The sequence below is a fragment of the Mycobacterium sp. SMC-18 genome, assembly GCF_045310895.1.
In the GTDB taxonomy this organism is placed as follows: domain Bacteria; phylum Actinomycetota; class Actinomycetes; order Mycobacteriales; family Mycobacteriaceae; genus Mycobacterium.
On the sequence record NZ_JBJIAL010000020.1, the window covers coordinates 14,672 to 32,871 of the forward strand.

The 18,200-nt window shown below is 65.8% G+C and carries 16 protein-coding genes and 1 pseudogene; 11 read left to right on the forward strand and 6 right to left on the reverse strand.

Annotation, left to right across the window (positions count from 1 at the left end):
- Positions 1-2 precede the first annotated feature (2 nt).
- From ACJH6J_RS18135 to ACJH6J_RS18145, 3 genes are all read left to right on the forward strand, one after another.
- The gene (locus tag ACJH6J_RS18135) at positions 3-560 is read left to right on the forward strand and encodes an ester cyclase (protein WP_406784106.1); all 558 of its coding nucleotides are present in this window, start codon (positions 3-5) and stop codon (positions 558-560) included.
- A complete protein-coding gene (locus ACJH6J_RS18140) occupies positions 557-1,348 on the forward strand; it encodes an MBL fold metallo-hydrolase (RefSeq protein ID WP_406784107.1) in 792 nt (263 codons plus the stop codon). Before ACJH6J_RS18135 ends, ACJH6J_RS18140 begins: the two co-directional genes overlap by 4 nt.
- A 146-nt stretch (positions 1,349-1,494) precedes the next feature.
- Positions 1,495-2,733: a DUF222 domain-containing protein gene (locus ACJH6J_RS18145; protein WP_406802841.1), complete on the forward strand. Its 1,239-nt coding sequence runs from the start codon at positions 1,495-1,497 to the stop codon at positions 2,731-2,733.
- A gap of 27 nt (positions 2,734-2,760) precedes the next feature.
- Here the strand turns inward: ACJH6J_RS18145 and ACJH6J_RS18150 are convergent, their stop codons facing one another.
- From ACJH6J_RS18150 to ACJH6J_RS18160, 3 genes are all read right to left on the reverse strand, one after another.
- On the reverse strand, positions 2,761-5,568 hold the full coding sequence (locus ACJH6J_RS18150) for an RND family transporter (protein WP_406774126.1): 2,808 nt from the start codon (positions 5,566-5,568) through the stop codon (positions 2,761-2,763).
- 68 nt (positions 5,569-5,636) lie between these two features.
- Entirely contained in the window at positions 5,637-6,035 is a 399-nt protein-coding gene (locus tag ACJH6J_RS18155) for an MmpS family transport accessory protein (protein WP_029119092.1), read from the reverse strand.
- A 179-nt stretch (positions 6,036-6,214) separates the two neighbouring features.
- Positions 6,215-6,679 (reverse strand): hypothetical protein, encoded by a 465-nt coding sequence (locus tag ACJH6J_RS18160; protein WP_029119091.1) that lies wholly within the window; start codon positions 6,677-6,679, stop codon positions 6,215-6,217.
- A gap of 127 nt (positions 6,680-6,806) precedes the next feature.
- Here ACJH6J_RS18160 and ACJH6J_RS18165 point away from each other — a divergent pair, with 127 nt between their 5' ends.
- The 3 genes from ACJH6J_RS18165 to ACJH6J_RS18175 are packed head-to-tail and all read left to right on the forward strand — an operon-like array spanning position 6,807 to position 10,199.
- Positions 6,807-7,787, forward strand: a complete 981-nt coding sequence (locus ACJH6J_RS18165; RefSeq protein WP_346415895.1) for a phosphotriesterase-related protein — start codon at positions 6,807-6,809, stop codon at positions 7,785-7,787.
- Between the two features lie 11 nt (positions 7,788-7,798).
- On the forward strand, positions 7,799-8,290 hold the full coding sequence (locus tag ACJH6J_RS18170; RefSeq protein WP_346415894.1) for a metallophosphoesterase: 492 nt from the start codon (positions 7,799-7,801) through the stop codon (positions 8,288-8,290).
- Between the two features lie 31 nt (positions 8,291-8,321).
- The gene (locus tag ACJH6J_RS18175) at positions 8,322-10,199 is read left to right on the forward strand and encodes an alkyl sulfatase dimerization domain-containing protein (protein ID WP_318983946.1); all 1,878 of its coding nucleotides are present in this window, start codon (positions 8,322-8,324) and stop codon (positions 10,197-10,199) included.
- Between the two features lie 18 nt (positions 10,200-10,217).
- On the opposite strand, the gene ACJH6J_RS18180 is transcribed toward ACJH6J_RS18175, so the two are convergent.
- Positions 10,218-11,663, reverse strand: a complete 1,446-nt coding sequence (locus ACJH6J_RS18180; RefSeq protein ID WP_346415893.1) for a carotenoid oxygenase family protein — start codon at positions 11,661-11,663, stop codon at positions 10,218-10,220.
- A 70-nt stretch (positions 11,664-11,733) separates the two neighbouring features.
- On the opposite strand from ACJH6J_RS18180, the gene ACJH6J_RS18185 reads away from it, so the two are divergent.
- Positions 11,734-12,396, forward strand: coding sequence for a WHG domain-containing protein (locus ACJH6J_RS18185; protein WP_318983944.1), 663 nt, complete (start codon positions 11,734-11,736; stop codon positions 12,394-12,396).
- Position 12,397: 1 nt separating this feature from the next.
- On the opposite strand, the gene ACJH6J_RS18190 is transcribed toward ACJH6J_RS18185, so the two are convergent.
- Positions 12,398-13,156, reverse strand: coding sequence for an SDR family oxidoreductase (locus ACJH6J_RS18190; protein ID WP_318983943.1), 759 nt, complete (start codon positions 13,154-13,156; stop codon positions 12,398-12,400).
- A gap of 188 nt (positions 13,157-13,344) precedes the next feature.
- On the opposite strand from ACJH6J_RS18190, the gene ACJH6J_RS18195 reads away from it, so the two are divergent.
- From ACJH6J_RS18195 to ACJH6J_RS18205, 3 genes and pseudogenes are all read left to right on the forward strand, one after another.
- Entirely contained in the window at positions 13,345-14,490 is a 1,146-nt protein-coding gene (locus tag ACJH6J_RS18195; RefSeq protein WP_318983942.1) for a TIGR03364 family FAD-dependent oxidoreductase, read from the forward strand.
- 43 nt (positions 14,491-14,533) lie between these two features.
- A pseudogene (locus ACJH6J_RS18200) lies at positions 14,534-15,233 on the forward strand (phosphonatase-like hydrolase).
- 195 nt (positions 15,234-15,428) lie between these two features.
- Entirely contained in the window at positions 15,429-16,763 is a 1,335-nt protein-coding gene (locus ACJH6J_RS18205; protein WP_318983940.1) for an MFS transporter, read from the forward strand.
- Positions 16,764-16,769: 6 nt separating this feature from the next.
- On the opposite strand, the gene ACJH6J_RS18210 is transcribed toward ACJH6J_RS18205, so the two are convergent.
- Positions 16,770-17,501 carry a GntR family transcriptional regulator gene (locus ACJH6J_RS18210; protein WP_318983939.1) on the reverse strand — a complete coding sequence of 244 codons (732 nt, stop codon included), beginning with the start codon at positions 17,499-17,501 and terminating at the stop codon, positions 16,770-16,772.
- Positions 17,502-17,588: 87 nt separating this feature from the next.
- Between ACJH6J_RS18210 and ACJH6J_RS18215 the strand changes: the two genes are divergently transcribed.
- A complete protein-coding gene (locus tag ACJH6J_RS18215; RefSeq protein ID WP_064857768.1) occupies positions 17,589-18,197 on the forward strand; it encodes a histidine phosphatase family protein in 609 nt (202 codons plus the stop codon).
- The last annotated feature ends 3 nt before the right edge of the window (positions 18,198-18,200 follow it).

An 18,200-nucleotide genomic window follows, 5' to 3' on the forward strand; every position in this document is an offset into this window, starting at 1 on the left:
CCATGACGCACCGCTTCGCCATCCCTTCCGTCGAGGTGTTGCAGGCTCGCGAAAAGCTCGTCCTCGACCACTTCCACGACGAGGTCCGACAGGACTGGGACGACGTGCTGGCCACCTTCCCGCATCCGCACTACGAGATCATCCCGACGCTCACCGTCCACGACGGTGACGTCGATGTGCGTGGCTACTACCACGACACCCGCGTCGCGTTTCCCGACCAGGATCACGAGATCATCGCGCTGCGACACAGCGCTGATGCCGTGATCGTCGAATTCTGGCTCCTCGGAACGCATCTCGGCCCGCTCGGCGGCATCCCGGCGACGGGCTCGCGGCACCGCACCCGGATGACGGCCTATTTCGTGTTCGACGAGAACGAGGACCTGGTCGCCGAACGCATCTACTTCGACACGCTGACGATGCTGAAACAGCTTGTGGGAGGCCTGAATCTGCGTGACCCGCGAAACTGGCCCGCCGTCATCCGCGGACTGCGGGGGCTGCTGGCCATGTCCAGCCAACCCGATGCCCGGCTCATCGGGACGGCCCCGGCTGACCTGACATGAGGGTCCACCACCTCAACTGCGGCACCATGCATCCGCGGTTCGTGCCCGACGGATTGGTCTGCCACGTACTCCTTGTCGAAACGCCGGGCGGTCTCGTGCTTGTCGACTCCGGGTTGGGGCTGCGGGATGCCGAGTCGCCGGGCAGTCGCTTCGGCCCGGCCCGCTTCTACGTCCGCCCGGTGTTCGATCCGAACGAAGCCGCCATCAACCAAATTCGCCGCCTCGGGTTCGAGCCCAGCGACGTGCGGCACATCGTCGTGACCCACTTCGATGCCGACCACGTGGGAGGTCTGGCGGACTTCCCTTGGGCGCAGGTTCATCTCACCGATGCCGAGGCATTCGCGGCACTGCATCCGAAGACGCTCGTGGAGAAACAGCGCTACCTGCCGGCCGGTCACGCGCACGGCCCGATCCTGGTCGAGCACTCGCCCGCGGCCTCGGAGTCGTGGCGCGGCTTCCCCGGCGCCAAAGAGTTGGCCGAGATCGCTGACGGCATCGTCTTGATCAGCCTGCCCGGGCATACGCGCGGGCACGCCGCGGTGGCCGTCGACGCGGGGGACCGCTGGATTCTGCATGCCGGCGACAGCTTCTACCATCGTGGCCAGCTCGACGGCAGCAATACCGCGCCGCGGGCCCTGCGTCTGATGGAACGCTCAGTTGCCTTCGACTGGGCGAAGGTGCAGGCCAATCATCAACGGCTGAGCGAACTTTGGGCTTCGGATGAACCTGATATGTCCCTCGTCAACGCCCATGATCCGCAGCTGCTGCGGCAAGCGGTCGGCGGCTAGGCCGGTTGGGCGTCGCGATCGGCGCTTGCTCTCTCGCCTAGCGCGCAGTGACCTAGCCGCCACTTCGCGGCTCGCCCTCTGGCATGCCGGAAAGTTCGGAGCGATAGATCCGTTGCCTTTCGAACGTATGTTCGATACGATGTGTTATGGGAATCGCACCGGATCTCAAAGCTCTCCTCGACCACCTGCGCGGCGTGGTCATTTCCGAAGACATCACCGGGGATGCCGCACTTGGTGTGCTGCGGACGCTACTGACACTGCGTGGCGTGATCGATCATCTGGCAGCGATGCTGACCGGGGTGCTGGATCGCCGCGGGGTGGCGGCGGCGCAGGGCCGGACGTCGCGGGAGTTGTTGATGGCGTTGGGGTGTGCGCCATCGGTGGCCGAGCGCTTTATCCGGGTATCGGGCGCCTTGCCGGCGTTACCCACGCTCACGGCCCATGCCGCCGACGGTGCGATCTCCGGGGAGCATGTCGATGCGATCGTCAAAGGCATCAACCACATCCAAGCCCGCGCACCCGGTGAGGTAGACGAAGAAGCCCGGTTCGCGCAGGTGACCGATCTGCTGGGGCAGTTCTTCTCTGGCGCCACCCCCGCCGACATCGACAAACGCGCGCGGCGTTTGGGGAACCGGCATGCGGCCGCCGAAGGTGGGTTGCCGGCCGCGGAGGACCGGTCGATCAACACCGTCGAGCACCGCGTCACCTCCGATGGTCGGGTGCAGGTGCGCGCGGACTTGGACGTGGAGGTGGGCGCCAAGCTGGTCGCAGCGATCGAGGAACACTCGGCACCGCGGCCCGAACCCGACGGCACCCCCGACACCCGCACGGCGGGCAGGCGGCGGGCGGATGCGTTAGAGGCCGTGTTGGACATCGCCGCCCGCGGCGGGGACGTCGCTTCCGCGCCGCGCACGCAGCTACTGGTGACGGTGCCCGCCGACACTCCAGACCTGGCGGCGTTGGAATTCATCGGGTCGATCAGCACCATGACCCTGGAACGAATCTGCTGCGACACCACCGTCACCACGATCATCGTCGACGGCGAACAGGTACCCCTGGACATGGGCCGGGAGAAACGTTTGTTCCCGGCGCACCTGCGCAAAGCGCTGTATCTGCGGGATCAGTGCTGCATCAAATGCGGCGCACCACCCGGACGCACCCACGCCCACCACATCATCCACTGGACCCACCACGGTGAGACATCACTAGCCAACGGCTGCCTGCTGTGCCCGGCCTGCCACGCCAACGTCCACCACGACGGCTGGGACGTCGTCATGGGCCTGGACAAACACCCCTGGCTCGTCCCACCCGCGGCCGTCGACCCGCAACGAAAACCGATCCCCGCATACAACCGCCGCACCATGCGCCTCGACACAGCCGCATAACACCTAAAGCATTGCGCACCTTGACAACTACACAGTGTTAGCCGGGGTCAAGGTGGCCGGCGTGTACGGACGTAGCGGCCGCTGCCGGACGAATGTCGGCCACCAGAACCAGGGGCCCAGCAGTCGCACCAGACACGGCACGATGAACGACCGCACCACCAGGGTGTCGAGCAGCAGGCCGATGCAGACCGTCGACCCCATCTGGCCGATGGTCCGCAGATCACTGGACAGCATGGCCAGCATGGTGAACGCGAACACCAGGCCCGCGGAGGTCACGACGCCGCCAGTGCTGCCGAGGGCGCGGATGAGGCCGGTGTTCAGGCCGGCGTGGATTTCCTCCTTGAGCCGGGCGACCAGCAGCAGGTTGTAGTCCGAGCCGACGGCCACCAGCACGATGAAGGTCAGCGGCAGGATCAGCCAGTGCAGGGGTAGCCCGATCAGGTGCTGCCAGATCAGCACCGACAGCCCGAACGCGCCGGCGTAGGAGAACGCCACCGTGCCGGGAATCACCAAGGCGGCCACCAGGGATCGCGTGATGATCATCATGATCAGGAAGATCAGGACGAAGGCAGCGATGGCCGCGATCATCAGGTCGTTCTTGGCGTACAGCTGGATGTCCTTGTTGTTGGACCCGGATCCGCCGATGTAGATCTTCGACCCGGCCAGCGACGTCTCCTTGAGCGCGATCTTGATCGCGTCGGGGAACTGTTCGACGTGCTCGATGCCCTCGGGCCCCATCGCGTTGCCCTCGTGGGTGACGATGAAGCGCGCAGCATGCCCATCGGGCGACATCATCAGTGACATACCGATTTTGATGTCGTCGTTGTCGAACGCTTCGCGGGGAATGTAGAAGAAGTCATCACTGCGCGACGCGTCGAAGTCGTTGCCGACGTTGATCATGTCGTCGAAGGTCTGGTCGGTATTCCGGTTCTGAATGTCGGTGGGGCCGTAGTTGTTCACGATGATCGCGAGCAACGCCTGATTGTCGGCGACCGTCTGGCGCAGCAGCGACACCATCTGCGGCATGAGGCTGTCGATCACCTCGAAGGATCCGACGGCCTTGCCGATGTCGGCCGCCAGGTTGTCGACCTTGTCGATCACGTCGAACAGCGACCGGAACGACCAGCACACCGGGATATCGAAACAGTGTGGTTCCCAATAGAAATACGCGCGGAGCGGGCGCATGAAATCGTCGAGGTTGGCGACCGCGTCGCGCATGTCGTTGGTGACCTGCTCCATGTCCTCGAGGGTCAGCACGGTGTTGTGCAGCTCGTCGGCGAGGGTCTGGGTCAGGTCGGCCGTCTTCTTCAGCACCTCGATGCTGTGCGCGGTGATCTTCGCCTGCTTCGCGGTGTTCTCGTTGTTGTGCTGGGTGAACGGCAGCTGCTGACCGTTGCCGCTGCCCTGTGTGGTGAAAAGGTAAGGAATGGAGGCGTGTTCGAGCGCCCGTCCCATGGGGCGGGTGATGCTCTGCACCATCGCCACACCGGGCAGACGGATCAGGGCCTTGGCCACCCGGTCCAGCGAGATGAAGTCGGCCGAGTTGCGCATGTCGTGGTCGGCTTGGACCATCAGCATCTCGCTGAACAGCTTGCTCTTGGGGAAGTGCCGGTCGGCGGCCTGAAATCCCTGGTTGGCCGGGGCATCTGGCGGCTGGTAGGTACGGTCGTCGTAGCTGACGCGGTAGGTGGGCACAAACACCGCGCCGACCGAGACGACCGCGACACTGGCGACGAGGATCGGCTTGGGCCAGCGCACCACGGCGGTGCCGATGCGCCGGTACAGCTTCGCCTTGACTTCCTGTTTCGGGTCGAAGAGCCCGAAGAGGCTGCCGACGCTGAGCAGGGCGGGTCCGATGGTCAGGGCGCCGGCGATGGTGATCAGCATGCTCACCGCGACGGCGGGGCCCATGGTGTGGAAATAGTTCAGCCGAGCGAACGTCAGACACGCGCAGGCGCCGGCGATGGTCAGACCCGAGCCGACGATGACATGCGAAACACCCTTGTAGGCGGTGTAATACGCGTCCTCACGACTTTGTCCGGCCAGGCGGGCCTCGTGATATCGGCCGATGAGGAAGATGCCGTAGTCGGTACCCGCGCCGAGGGTCAGCGAGATGACCATGTTGGTGGCGAACGACGACAGCGGGATGAAGCCGTAGTGCCCGATCGCCGAGATGACGCCCTTGACCGACAACATCAGCAGGATCACGCCGAAGAACGGCACCAGCATCGTGACGACGGAGCGGTAGACCAGCAACAGCATGAAGATGATCAGGAACATCGTCGCGATGGTGATGTTGTTCAGGCTGGAGTTGGCGATCTCGACGGTGTCGGCCGCCAGCGGCGCCGCGCCACTGACGTAAACCTTCAGTCCGGCAGGCGGATTGGAGTCCTTGACGATCTTCCTGACGGCGTCGACCGAGTTGTTGGCCTCCATCTGCCCGATGTCGCCGGCGAGGCGGAGCAGGACGTAGGCGGATTTGCCGTCGAGGCTCTGTGCGCCGGCGGCGGTGATCGGCTTGCCCCACGTGTCCATGACGTACTGCACGTGCGTGGTGTCGGCGTTGAGCGTGCGGACCAGGCCCGCGTAGTAGTCGCGGTCCTGCTCGGTCAGGCCGCGATCGGCTTCCAGCACCAGCATCGTCAGGCTGGTGGAGGTGGACTCGTGGAATTCCTTGCCGATGGCCAGCATGGCCACCTGGGACGGCGCGTAGGTCGGCACCATCGGGCCGGCGAGTTCCTCGGCGACATCTTCGATCTTCGGCACGAAGGTATTGGTGACCACCGCGAGCAGGGCCCAGAAGACGATGATCGGAATCGCCAGCAGGCGAACCATTCTGGGGACGAAGGGGCGCTTGGCCGCGCTGTGCGCCGGGCGGGCGATCGGGGCGGTGTCGGTGTCGGTCACGCGGACTTCACCCGGCAGGCGACGTCGGCGTTGCCGTGCTCGTCGGACTGTTCGTCGCGGACAACGTCATTCACCTTCATCCGGCAGCCGACGGTGCCGCCGTGCACCTGGACCGAGATGCTGCCGGAGACGACGGTGAGGGTCGTGGTCTCGGTGTGCGACCACGGCAGTTCGGTGAGATCGACCTTGTGGGGGTGTCCGCTGATGTCGACGTACGAAAGCAGGCCGCCGGACCCGAGGGTGCCGAACACCTCGTAGGTGAGCGTCTTGGGGGTGAACTCCGGGGGCGCCTGCGGCGGGTTGACGGCCAGCACCGGTCCAGGCTCGGAGAATTCGTGGACCTTGACCATGCACAGCACGCCGACGCCGATCGCGATGAGGGCGATCAACGGCATCCAGGCTCGTGCGAGGAATCGTCGGGCGGTAGAGCGTTGGCTCACTCGATCACCTTTCGACGTCGGCGAGTTGTATATCAACTAACTTGAGATGAATCGGCGTAAACACTATCAGTGATTGGACACGCACGGCTTTCCACATATTCCGTGGAATAGAAAGACGAGGTGAGAGCGTCCAGCTAATTCCCAGAATCCACCAAGGTGACGTTTCCGAGCCGCTTTTTCAGCTTGATCACGCGGAAGATCTGGGTGGTCACATTGATGGACGAGATCATGGCGATGACCCCGAGAAAGGTGCGCTCCGAAGGGGTTGCGCCGTGGAGTTGCTCGAGACTGCCGAGCACGTAGAAACACCCCAGCGAAAAGATCGTCAGGGGAATTGCGAATGTCATCAACGTCCGCTGATTGTCGATCACCTGGGTGGCATATTCGAGCTCTTCAGCGGTCATCGGCTGGCGCTTGCGGACCTTCGTGAGCACCGTCTGCTTGGCCCGGACGTTTTCGGCGATCGGCAACTGCGGTTGTTTCCGCAGGCGCTGGATGTAGAAGAACATCACCGTCGCGGCGAACAGCAGCGTCAGCAGGGCGACGTCGGCCAGCTTGCCGAACAGGTGCCAGTCGGTGCCGAGGAAGTTCCAATCCATGGGGCACTCCTTTGCAGTTCGCAGATGGGTGGGACGTTACCTCAGCTAACTGGCAACACGCGGTACTTGTCAACTCAGTTGATATAGGGTCTTGATGCTCGACCGCTCATGACACAGACTGGCCGTGATGACGCACGTGCAGACCGTCAGGGGCCCGGTGCCCGTCGACCGCCTCGGGGCCACGCTCATGCATGAGCACGTGTTCATCCTGAGCGACGAGATCCGGCAGAACTTCCCGGACTATCCGTCGCGATGGGACGAGGACGCCCGCGTCGCCGACGCGATAGACCAACTGCGCCAATGCAAATCGCGTGGCATCGACACCATCGTCGACCCGACGGTGATCGGATTGGGCCGGTACCTGCCCCGGATTCAGCGGGTCAACGAGCAGGTCGACATCAACATCGTCGTCGCGACCGGCATCTACACCTACAACGACGTGCCGTTCCAGTTCCTGCACACCGGTCCCGGCCTGCTGTTCGACACCCCCGAGCCGATGGTCGAGCTGTTCGTCAGGGATATCCGGGAGGGCATCGGCGGTACCGGCGTGCGCGCGGCCTTCCTGAAATGCGCCATCGAGCATCAGGGACTGACGCCGGGCGTCGAGCGGGTGATGCGCGCCGTCGGCCAGGCCCACGTGCAGACCGGCGCGCCGATCACCGTGCACACCGACGTGCACAGCCGCTCCGGGCTCGTCGCGCAGAAAGTGCTGGGGGAGGAGGGCGTCGACCTCACGAAGGTGGTGATCGGGCACTCGGGCGACAGCACCGATCTCGATTACCTGTGCGCGCTCGCCGATGCCGGTTCGTATCTCGGCATGGACCGCTTCGGGCTCGACATCCTGCTGCCGTTCGAGCAGCGCGTCGACACCGTGGCGGAACTCGCCAGACGCGGATACGCCGAGAAGATGGTGCTGGCGCATGACAGTTCGTGTTTCATCGACTGGTTCTCGCACGAGGGGAAACTGGCCGCGGTGCCCAACTGGAACTTGACGCACATCAGCGACGACGTACTGCCCGCACTGCGCGAACGCGGCGTCACCGACCAACAGCTCACCACCATGCTGGTCGATAATCCACGCCGGTATTTCGGCGGCGAGATCAGTTGAGCCGCAGCGGGATGCGTCTACTACTTATCTCCGACACCCACGTGCCCAAGCGCGCCCGCGACATGCCGGCGCGAGTCTGGGACGAGGTGGCCCGCGCCGACGTGGTGTTGCACGCCGGCGACTGGGTGGACGTCGCACTGCTCGACGAACTCGAGCTGCGAGCGACACGGCTGGTCGGCTGCTGGGGCAACAACGACGGCCTCGACCTGCGGGCCCGTCTGCCCGAGCGGGCCGACGTGACGCTCGAGGGCGTCCGGTTCACTGTCACGCACGAGACCGGCGCGTCGGCCGGCCGCGACGCGCGCATGGCACGGCTGTACCCCGACACCGACGTACTGGTGTTCGGGCACAGCCACATTCCGTGGGACAGCACCGCGACAACCGGACTGCGGCTGCTCAACCCCGGCTCGCCGACCGACCGCCGACGCCAGCCGCACTGCACCTACATGACGGCCTCGGTCGGCGATGGCACGTTGTCGGACGTAGTGCTTCATAAGCTCTGACCCGCGGGAAATTGACGCTAGGTTGGTCGGCATGGAGCAGAAGCCGCCCACCGATGCCATTGCCGCCGCCAACCGCGCCCACACCGCGACGCTGCCGTTCGCGGACACCCGGGACTTCGAGGACGCCGACCGCGGCTTCATCGCCGCGATGGAACCGTGCGTCGTCACCGCGGCCGACGGAAGAGTGGTGTGGGACAACGACTCCTACAACTTCCTGAACGGCGACGCGCCGGACACCGTGCACCCGAGCCTGTGGCGGCAGTCGCAGTTGTGCGCCAAGCAGGGCCTCTACGAGGTGGTGCCGGGCATCTATCAGGTGCGCGGCCTGGACCTGTCGAACATCAGCTTCATCGAGAGTGACACCGGCATCATCGTCATCGACCCGCTGATCTCCACCGAGACCGCGGCGGCGGCGCTGGCGCTGTACCGCGCGCACCGCGGTGACCGTGCGGTCCGGGCCGTCATCTACACGCACAGCCACGCCGACCACTTCGGCGGCGTGCTGGGCGTGACGTCGCAGGCCGAGGTCGACGCCGGCCACGTCGTGGTCATCGCGCCGGAGGGTTTCACCGAGCACGCGGTACAGGAAAACGTCTATGCCGGAACGGCAATGGCGCGGCGGGCGGGCTACATGTACGGCGCGGCGCTCGACCGCGGTCCGCAGGGGCAGGTCGGCTGCGGCCTGGGACAGGTCGGGTCGACGGGTGAGGTGGCACTGATCGTGCCGACGCTCGACATCAAGGTGACGGGCGAGACCCACACCATCGACGGCGTCGAGATCGAGTTCCAGATGGCGCCCGGCACCGAGGCGCCCGCCGAGATGCACTTCTATTTCCCGCAATTCCGCGCGCTGTGCATGGCCGAGAACGCCACCCACAACCTGCACAACCTGCTGACGTTGCGCGGCGCGCTGGTCCGTGACCCGCACGGCTGGGCGGGCTACCTGACCGAGGCCATCGACACCTTCTCCGGCCGCGCCGACGTGGTCTTCGCGTCGCACCACTGGCCGACGTGGGGGCAGGACAACATCGTCGAATACCTGTCGCTGCAACGGGATCTGTACGCCTACCTGCACGACCAGACGCTGCGCCAGCTCAACCAGGGCTACACCGGCATCGAGATCGCCGAAACCTTCCAGATGCCACCGGCTCTGGAGAAGGCCTGGCACACGCACGGGTACTACGGCTCGGTCAGCCACAACGTCAAGGCCGTCTACCAGCGCTACATGGGCTGGTTCGACGGCAATCCGGGCCGCCTCTGGCAGCACCCGCCGGCCGCCGCGGCGCCGCGCTACGTCGCGGCGATGGGCGGTATCGACCGGGTCGTCGAGCTGGCGCAGGCCGCGTTCGACGAGGGCGACTTCCGTTGGGCGGTAACCCTGTTGGACCACGCGATCTTCACCGACGAGCATCACCCCGCGGCCCGGGCGCTGTATGCGGACACGCTGGAGCAGATGGCCTACGGTGCCGAGAACGCCGTGTGGCGCAACTTCTTCCTGTCCGGTGCCACCGAGCTGCGGGTCGGGAACTTCGGTACCCCGACGCAGAGCTCGTCGCCGACGCTGCTCGCGCAGCTGACCCCGGCGCAGATGTTCGACACCTTCGCGATCAACATCAACGGCCCGCGGTCGTGGGACCTGAACCTGGCCATCGACGTGACGTTCCAGGATGTCGCGACCAACTACCGGTTGAGCCTGCGCAACGGCGTGCTGGTGTACCGCAAGGTGGCCGCCGACCCGGATACCGCCCAGGCCACCGTCACGCTGGCGAACAAGTTGCGGCTCTTGGCGTTTGCCGCGGGCGACACCAGCTCGCCGGGTGTCGAGGTTACGGGTGACGCCAGTGCCCTGCCCACGCTGCTGGGCGCGATCGACCGGCCCGACCCGGCGTTCAACATCATCACGCCGTAGCCGGGCCGGCCGTCTCGGCTATACGGTCGGCACCCAGTTGCCGTGGAAGCCGGCCGGCACGCGGTGCGGCAGTTTGATGCTCGCGACGTCCTGCAGCGTCTGGGCGTCGAGGATCGCCAGCTCACTGCGGTCGGTCGGCGCGTCGTAGACAAAGCCCATCAGCACGCCGTCGTCTTCGGCGGCGGTCGCCGACGACGGGTGAAAGACGAACTCGCCCAGCTCTTTCCCGGCACCGAAGTGACGGGTCGCGGTATTGCCGCCGACGAAGTCGTGTTTGAGCAGCGCGTCACTGCCACTGACTCCCTCTGCGATCATCGGCGCGTAGCCGTAACGGTGACGCTTGCCGACCAGGCGTTCGTCGACGCGGGGGAACTCCTGGGGGTGGTCGTCCACGCGGTCCTCGAGCACCTTGCCGGCGCTGAGGTCGATGGTCCACCGGTCCAGCGTCGGCGGCCCCTCGTTGGGGCCGATGCGGTCTGTGTCGAACATCTTCGGGTGGCGCACCACGTCCAGGACGATCGTGTTGTCGTCGGGGGAGTCGTAGGCGTTCATCGGGTGGAAGACGTAGCACGGTTCGACGTCGAACCACCGCACGTCGGCGTTGCCGCCGTCGCGGGGCATCACGCCGATGCGCGCCGGGTACTTGGGGTTCCACGAGTACGGGAAGCGCCGATCATTCGATCTGAAGCTCGACTGGCGCGCGACGACCGGATCGGGAATCTTGACCCGGCCGATCACCGAGGACAACAGCAGTCGCGCCGGCAGCCGCAGTGCCTTCGGTACCGCCATTTCCGCGATGGTTTTCGCATCGAAGCTCACGGGCAGGTCGTAGAAGATGACGTGGCGCTCGGTCAGTGAGAAATCGTGCATCATCGGGCTGCCGTGGACCTCGATGTCGACGGTGCGCTTGGCCCGGCCGTCGGCACCGATCACCGAGTACTGCACGGTGTTGCCGCGGGTGAAGCTGTACGAAACCGCATGCAGTTCACCGGTTTCCGGGTCACGTTTCGGGTGTGCGGTGTAGCCGCCGCTGAGGGTGCCGTCGAAATCGCACACGCCGACGGTGTCCAACTCGTCGGTCAGCTCGTAACTCGCCCCGCCACCTTCGACCAGCGCCAGGGTCTTGCCTGCGTGGCCCAGTACGTTGGTGTTGGCGCCGATGCCGAACGGGCTACCGTGCCCGGGCGGCGTGCCCTCGCCGAGCGCGGCCGTGGTCAACGGCCCACGCACCCAGCGATTGCGGTACCACTCGGCCTTGCCGTCGCGGAGGCGGATGCCGTGCACCATGCCGTCACCGAGGAACCAGTGGTAGAGCTCGGGGTCGATTTCGCCGATCGGGTTGGGGCCGTTGCGCAGATAGCGGCCGTCCAGGTAGTCCGGGATCGTGCCGGTCACGGACAGCTCGGTCAGGGTGTACTCGTCGTGCAGTGGCGCGAAGGCGCCTTCCAGGTAGCGGTTGGTCATCCCAGAACCTCCATAACAGTGTTATTGGCCGCGGTTACTGGTATAACACTGTTATGAGAGGTCTGCAAGGGTGAGCGAAGAAATTCGTCGGCAATTGATCGAAGCCGGCATCGTGATACTCGAACGCGACGGTCTCCAGGCGCTGACGGTGCGCAAGCTCGCCGCCGAGGTGGGTACGTCGACCATGGTGGTGTACACCCACTTCGGCTCCATGACCGGTGTGGTCGACGCCCTGTCGGCCGAGATCTTCGCGCGGTTCGGTGCGGCGCTGGCGGCCATCCCGCACACCGATGACCCGGTGGCGGACTTCTTCTCGATGGGCGCCGCCTACCGCCGGTTCGCGCTGAAGAATCCGCAGCACTATCAATTGATGTTCGGCACGACGGTCCCGGCATCGTTGTCGAGCGTCCGCAGCGATCTGACGGTGACCGGCCATGCCACGTCGCGCGACGCGTCCTTTCAGACGCTCTGCGATTCGGTGCGCCGGATGGCCGAGGCCGGGCGCATCCGTGACGACGGCGAAGCCGCTGTCGCGGGCCGGATCTGGAGCATGTGCCACGGGGCGGTGATGCTCGAGATGGCCGGATTCTTCGGCGCGGAAGGCCACGGGCTGCGGGATATTCTCACCCCGATGACCGTCGACTTCCTCGTCGGAATGGGCGACGAACGCGATCGCGTGAACGAGTCACTCGCCACCGCGGCCGCTGCGCTCGTGGCCAGTGGCCACTTGTGAACTAAGCGAAACCGCCGTCGGCGCGCAGGATCGAGCCCGTGGTGAAGCTGGACGCGTCGGACATCAAAAAGAGTGCGGCGCCGACGATTTCGCGAGGATCGCCGGCGCGCTGCAGCGGCAGCGAGCGGAAGGCGCGTGACGTATCCGCACCCCACGCCTTGCTGATGTCGGTGAGGAACGGCCCGGCCATCAGGGTGTTGACCCGCACCGTCGGGCCGAACGCTTTCGCGAAACCCTCTGTGAGCGTGTTCAATCCGGCCTTGGCGGCGGCATACGGCAGCATGTAGGCGTCCGGTCGCAGTGAGCCCGACGAACTGATGTTGATGATCGAGCCGCCGCCGTCGGCCACCATCCGCTCGCCGATCAGTGCCGACAATCGGAACGGCCCCTTGAAGTTCAGGTTCACCACGGCGTCGAACAGCTTCTCGGGCACCGAGCCCAGCGACTCGTACAACGGCGACATTCCGGCGTTGTTCACGAGTACGTCGACCTTGCCGAACGCGGCATAGGCGGCGTCCACCAGGCCGTCCAACTCGTCCCAGCGGCCGACGTGCACCTGATGGGCCAGCGCGACCCGGCCCGTCTCGGCGACGACCTCGGCAGCAGTGGCCTGACACGACTCCAGGTTCCGGCTGGCGATGATGACGTCGGCGCCGCAGTGGGCCGCCGCGAAAGCCATCTCCCTACCGAGGCCGCGGCTGCCCCCGGTGATCAGGACCACCCGGTCCGTGAGGTCGAACAGTTCGTCGGCGTACCCCATGGCGGCTCCTTCGGTGCTGGGGCGGCGTGCTGGTGCCCATGTTGTCACGGCGGCCGTCCTGTGGTGGGTAGTGCGCCGTTGGCATTGTTTCCCGCACGTTCACACGCCGTTACACTTATATATACGAGTACAGAGATTGCCCATAACTTGTATTGACAACTATGGCGATGTGCCGCACTGTTATTGCCATGCCAAATCAACGGAGCTACGACGTCGTTGTCGTAGGAGCTGGAATCGTCGGCCTTGCCCACGCCTATCACGCCCACCGTCGCGGACTGGCCGTCGCGGTGATCGATCACGCGGCCGGTGTGGTCGGTGCGTCGGTGCAGAACTTCGGCCACGCGTGCATCACCGCGCAGAACGGTGTCGCACTGGACTACGCCCGGGCCGGTCGGCAGCACTGGCTCGAGCTGTCTCGACAGGCCGGGTTCTGGTCGAAGCAGGCGGGCACCTACTGTGTGGCCCGCCACGAGGACGAACTGGCCGTCATGCGTGAATTCGCCGACGTCCGGCCCAGTGGTGACGTGCACGTGCTCAACCGTCAGCAGATGGTCGACCGCGTACCGGTGCACGATCCACGCGTCGTCGGAGGCATGTACCTGCCGGGCGACCTTCAGGTCGACCCGCGCACCGCGGTGCCGTCCATCGCGCGGTGGCTGGAATCGCAGGGCGTCGACTTCCATTGGCGTACCGCGGCTTCCGGCTTCGGGCCGGGCGTCGTGCACACCTCGCGCGGGCAGATACGCACCGAGACCACCTTCGTCGCGGTCAACTACGACATCGACCGGCTCTTCCCTCAGCTGGCCGAGCGCGACGGATTGCTGCGCTGCCGGCTGCACATGATCCGGGCCAGGCTGCCGCTGGCGTTCACGCTTCCGGCGCCGCTGTTCACCGGGTGGTCGTTGCTGCGGTACTCGGGTTTCGAGGACCTGCCCAGCGTCAGGGCCGTCGCGCGGCGACTGCGGGACGAGCACCCGGACGCGGTGGACATCGACCTGCACCTGATGTTCACGCCGCAGCCCGACGGCTCGCTGTTGATCGGCGACACCCACATCCGGGAAGTCGCGGCGGCGCCGTTCCAGTCCGAGCAGGGCTTCGAAATTCTGCTCGATCAAACCCGAAAACTATTCGGCGTCAACGACATCGAAGTCTCCGAACGCTGGCAGGGCGTCTACTGCTCGGCCCCGGGACAGGAGTTCCTCATCGAGGAGCCGGTGGAACGCACCCACGTCGTGACGGTCACCACCGGGATCGGCATGACCACTGGCCTGGGCCTGGCGGCCGCCGCCGTCGACCGGGTGCTGTCGCCGAGCAGCATCCCCGCAACTGTCTGAGCCACACCAAAACCAAACCGCCGCAAGAGAAAAGGACGCCATAATGGAAAGCCAGTCAGCCCCCGGAATCAGCCTGGTCGTGTTCGACATGGCCGGTACGACGGTCGAGGACACCGGCCTGGTACAGCAATCGTTCCTGGCCGCCGACAATCATGCCGGTCTGTCGAAGACGGAAGCGGACCGCGCGGAGATGCTGCGCTTCGTCGCCGACACCATGGGGCAGTCGAAGATCGTCGTGTTCCGCCACCTCAGCCGCGGCAACGAAGAGCAGGCACAAGCGGCCAACAAGGAGTTCGAGCGCTGCTACGCCCAATTGGTCGCAGACGGCAACTGCAGCCCCATCCCGCCGGCCGAACATGTCATTACATCTTTGCGGTCCCGCGGCATCAAGGTCGCGCTGACCACGGGCTTCGCCAGGGATACCCAGCAGGCCATCATCGATGCGCTGGGTTGGCAGGACCTCGCCGACGCGGTGCTCTGCCCCGCTCCCGGCGTCCGCGGGCGGCCCTATCCACGACATGGCGCTCGCCGCCCTCATGCAGACCGAGACCGACTCGGTGCAATCGATGGTGGTCGTCGGCGACACCTCGTCGGACGTCATCACCGGCCTGCGCGCCGGAGCGCGTGCTTCGGTCGGCGTGCTGACCGGCGCGCACAACGCCGCGCAGCTGTCCGCTGCCGGCGCCACCCACATCCTGGACAGCGTGGCCGACCTGCCCGGTTTGGTGGCAACCCTGGGCTGATTCGACGACGCACTCCGCGGTGGTCGGGTGCCGCACCCTCGGCCCCGACCAACCCCGCGCCTCTCACTCTAACCTCTCGCGCTCTCGCGCCAAAAACCTTGCCTTGCCGACGATCTCGATGGCGTTGCTACGCATCTGGTCGGCCCATCTTCGCTCCGCGCTCCCTTACCCCGCACCCAGTGGAAGTGAACAGCCATGTCGCAGACCCTGCTGTCCAAGTCGCGCACCACCAATCCGAAGTACCAACGCTGGCGTATCCGCATCTTTGCCATCACCTGGATCGCTTATGCCGGTTTCTATTTCACCCGTCAGACGTTCTCCGTCGCCAAGCTTGGCATTCTCGAAGACCCCGTCCTGGACCTCCATCTGACCAAGAGCGTCATGGCCAATCTCGACGCCGCGTATCTCACCGCCTACGCCGTCGGCCAATTCGTCTGGGGCCAGGTCTCCGACCGGTTCGGCCCACGCGTCGTCGTGCTCGGCGGCCTGGCCATCTCCGCGGTCGCGACTCTGTTCATGGGTCTGCTGCCGGCCGTGGTCTTCCTGCTGCCCTTGATGATCGTGCAAGGCCTGGCTCAATCGACAGGCTGGTCGGGCACGTTGAGCAACATGTCCCAGTTCTTCTCCGTCGGGGAACGTGGCCACGTCCTGGGGCTGTGGAGCACCAACTACGCCTTCGGTGGACTCGTCGCCGCGCCGGTCGTCGGGTGGTTCGCCTACGACCTGTTCGGCAGCTGGCGCGCCGCGTTCTTCAGCGGTGCGGCCATCGTCGCCGTGGTATTCGTGCTGTTCTTCATCTTCCAGCGCAACAGCCCTGCGGATGTCGGCCTACCGCCGATCGAGGAGTACCGGGCCGCGGAGGACACCGTGGAAGGGGTCGAGCTCGACGCTGCCGCGGAGGACGAGGCCATCGCCGAGCCCAGCTCGTCGTGGCGCGAGTCCCTTGCCGTGGTACTGAAGGATCAGATGGTGAGAACCCTTGGGGCGTCGTACTTTCTGCTCAAGCCCGCGCGCTACGCCATCCTGCTGTGGGGCCCGGTGATCGTTGCCGAACAGCTGCACGACGGTGACAAGTTCACCGCGGTGACCGTCCCGGTGGCGTTCGGCATCGCCGGCGTCATCGCCCCGATCCTGCTGGGCCGCGTCTCGGACAAGGTGTTCAAGGCGCGCCGGGTGCCGGCGAGCGTTATCAGCCTGGCCGTGCTGGTTGTGGTGCTCATGCTGTTCGGGCCGCTGACCGCGACGGGCAATGTGTGGATCATGGTCGGCGTCCTGGGCCTGATCGGCCTGACCGTCTACGGCGCCGATGCCATGATCTCGTGTATCGCGGCCGTCGACTTCGGTACGTCCAAGCACGCCGGCACGGCCACGGGAATCATCAACGGCTGCGGCTCGGTAGGCGCCATCCTCGGTGGCCTGCTGCCGGGTTACCTGGGCACCTCGGCACTGTTCTACGGCTTCGCCGGGGCCGCGTTCATCGCCATGCTGCTGTTGATTCCCTACTGGAATCGGATGCCGGTGGCCGACTAGCCACCGTCAGGCGCGGACCTCGATGGTGCGGGCGTTGACGATGCTGAAGGCCACCACGTCGGGCCGGTATCGGTCGTCGGAATACTCGAAGGCCACCCCGAACTGGTCGCGTGAGGTACGACGCTCACGCAGCAGGGGGCTGCCCCGCTCGATGTGCATGTTCTCGGCGTCGACCTCGTCCGCGGCGACGGCGTCGAGCACGTGCTCCATGGCGTCCCACTGGACTCCGCGGTCGGTCAGGTAGTCGGTGATGGAGCCGGAGTCGGTGTCGAATTCGAACAGCAGCGAACCCACCGCGTCGGTGAAACTGCTCCGTTCGATCATCGCCGGCTCGCCGTCGAGCAGACGCACACGCAGCACCTCGACGACGAAGTCGTCGGTGGTCAGGCTCAGCGCGGCGGCCGCGGTCTCGCTGGCGCGTCTACGCGAGATCTCCAGGGTCCGGCTCCCTGCGGTGCGGCCGTTGCGCTCGGCCCACTGGGTGAACGGCGTGAACGTGTCCAGCGTCTGGCGGACGTCGTGGCTCCGGACGGTGGCGGGCTTGCCCCGCGAAATACGGATCAGGCCTTCGTTTTTCAAGGTCGCGAGGGCCTGGCGGACGGGCCCTCGCGACACGTCGAACTCCGCGCACAGCGCGCTCTCGGCGGGCAGTGACTCACCGATCTGGTACTCGTGCCGCGTGATCCGCTGCCGCAACACCGCCGCGACATGCTCATGGCGCGACTGGGAGCCGACCATCGGTGTACCGCCTCTCGGTGTCTTGTCATGACAACTTAGCTGCATAGTATTGCCCGTCAGCGCACTACCGCTGTGGAGGAAACCGCTATGCAACTGCTTCTGATCCGTCATGCCCTGCCGCTGCGCAACGAGCCTGGTGAGGGCGCCGACCCCGACCTCTCCGAGGAGGGCATCGCGCAGGCCAACCGGCTGCCCGACGCGCTCAAGCGGTTCCCGATCACGCGGCTCATCAGCAGCCCGCAGAAGCGCGCCATCCAGACCGGCCAGCCGGTGGCGGCCGCGCTCGGGCTGAACATCGAGATCGACGACCGGCTCGCCGAATACGACCGCGACATGGCGCAGTACATCCCGATCGAGCAGATTGCCGCCGAGCACCCCGAGGAGATGGCCCGGCTCATGACCGGCCACCTGCCCAGCAGCGTCGACGAAGAGGCGTTTCTCGCCCGTATCACCGAGGCCGTCACCGACATCGCGAGCGAGGCCGAGGCCGAGGACACCGTCGTGATCTTCAGCCACGGCGGCGTGATCAACGGACTGCTGCACGACATCGTGCCGACCGAGCGCATCCTGTCGTTCCAGGTCGACTACACCGGCATCACCCGCCTGCTGGCCTCACGCAGCGGCCGGCTGGCGGTCGCCGGCGTCAACAGTGTCGAACACGTGTGGGATCTGCTGCCGCGAAATCAGCGGTGGTAGACA

What these genes read in the sequence shown, in the direction of transcription:
- ACJH6J_RS18135 (WP_406784106.1), top strand. Translation starts at nt 3, where the DNA reads ATGACGCACCGCTTCGCCATCCCTTCCGTCGAGGTGTTGCAGGCTCGC.
- ACJH6J_RS18140 (WP_406784107.1), top strand. Translation starts at nt 557, where the DNA reads ATGAGGGTCCACCACCTCAACTGCGGCACCATGCATCCGCGGTTCGTG.
- ACJH6J_RS18145 (WP_406802841.1), top strand. Translation starts at nt 1,495, where the DNA reads ATGGGAATCGCACCGGATCTCAAAGCTCTCCTCGACCACCTGCGCGGC.
- ACJH6J_RS18150 (WP_406774126.1), bottom strand. Translation starts at nt 5,568, where the DNA reads ATGGTTCGCCTGCTGGCGATTCCGATCATCGTCTTCTGGGCCCTGCTC.
- ACJH6J_RS18155 (WP_029119092.1), bottom strand. Translation starts at nt 6,035, where the DNA reads ATGCCGTTGATCGCCCTCATCGCGATCGGCGTCGGCGTGCTGTGCATG.
- ACJH6J_RS18160 (WP_029119091.1), bottom strand. Translation starts at nt 6,679, where the DNA reads ATGGATTGGAACTTCCTCGGCACCGACTGGCACCTGTTCGGCAAGCTG.
- ACJH6J_RS18165 (WP_346415895.1), top strand. Translation starts at nt 6,807, where the DNA reads ATGACGCACGTGCAGACCGTCAGGGGCCCGGTGCCCGTCGACCGCCTC.
- ACJH6J_RS18170 (WP_346415894.1), top strand. Translation starts at nt 7,799, where the DNA reads ATGCGTCTACTACTTATCTCCGACACCCACGTGCCCAAGCGCGCCCGC.
- ACJH6J_RS18175 (WP_318983946.1), top strand. Translation starts at nt 8,322, where the DNA reads ATGGAGCAGAAGCCGCCCACCGATGCCATTGCCGCCGCCAACCGCGCC.
- ACJH6J_RS18180 (WP_346415893.1), bottom strand. Translation starts at nt 11,663, where the DNA reads ATGACCAACCGCTACCTGGAAGGCGCCTTCGCGCCACTGCACGACGAG.
- ACJH6J_RS18190 (WP_318983943.1), bottom strand. Translation starts at nt 13,156, where the DNA reads ATGGGGTACGCCGACGAACTGTTCGACCTCACGGACCGGGTGGTCCTG.
- ACJH6J_RS18195 (WP_318983942.1), top strand. Translation starts at nt 13,345, where the DNA reads ATGCCAAATCAACGGAGCTACGACGTCGTTGTCGTAGGAGCTGGAATC.
- ACJH6J_RS18205 (WP_318983940.1), top strand. Translation starts at nt 15,429, where the DNA reads ATGTCGCAGACCCTGCTGTCCAAGTCGCGCACCACCAATCCGAAGTAC.
- ACJH6J_RS18210 (WP_318983939.1), bottom strand. Translation starts at nt 17,501, where the DNA reads ATGGTCGGCTCCCAGTCGCGCCATGAGCATGTCGCGGCGGTGTTGCGG.
- ACJH6J_RS18215 (WP_064857768.1), top strand. Translation starts at nt 17,589, where the DNA reads ATGCAACTGCTTCTGATCCGTCATGCCCTGCCGCTGCGCAACGAGCCT.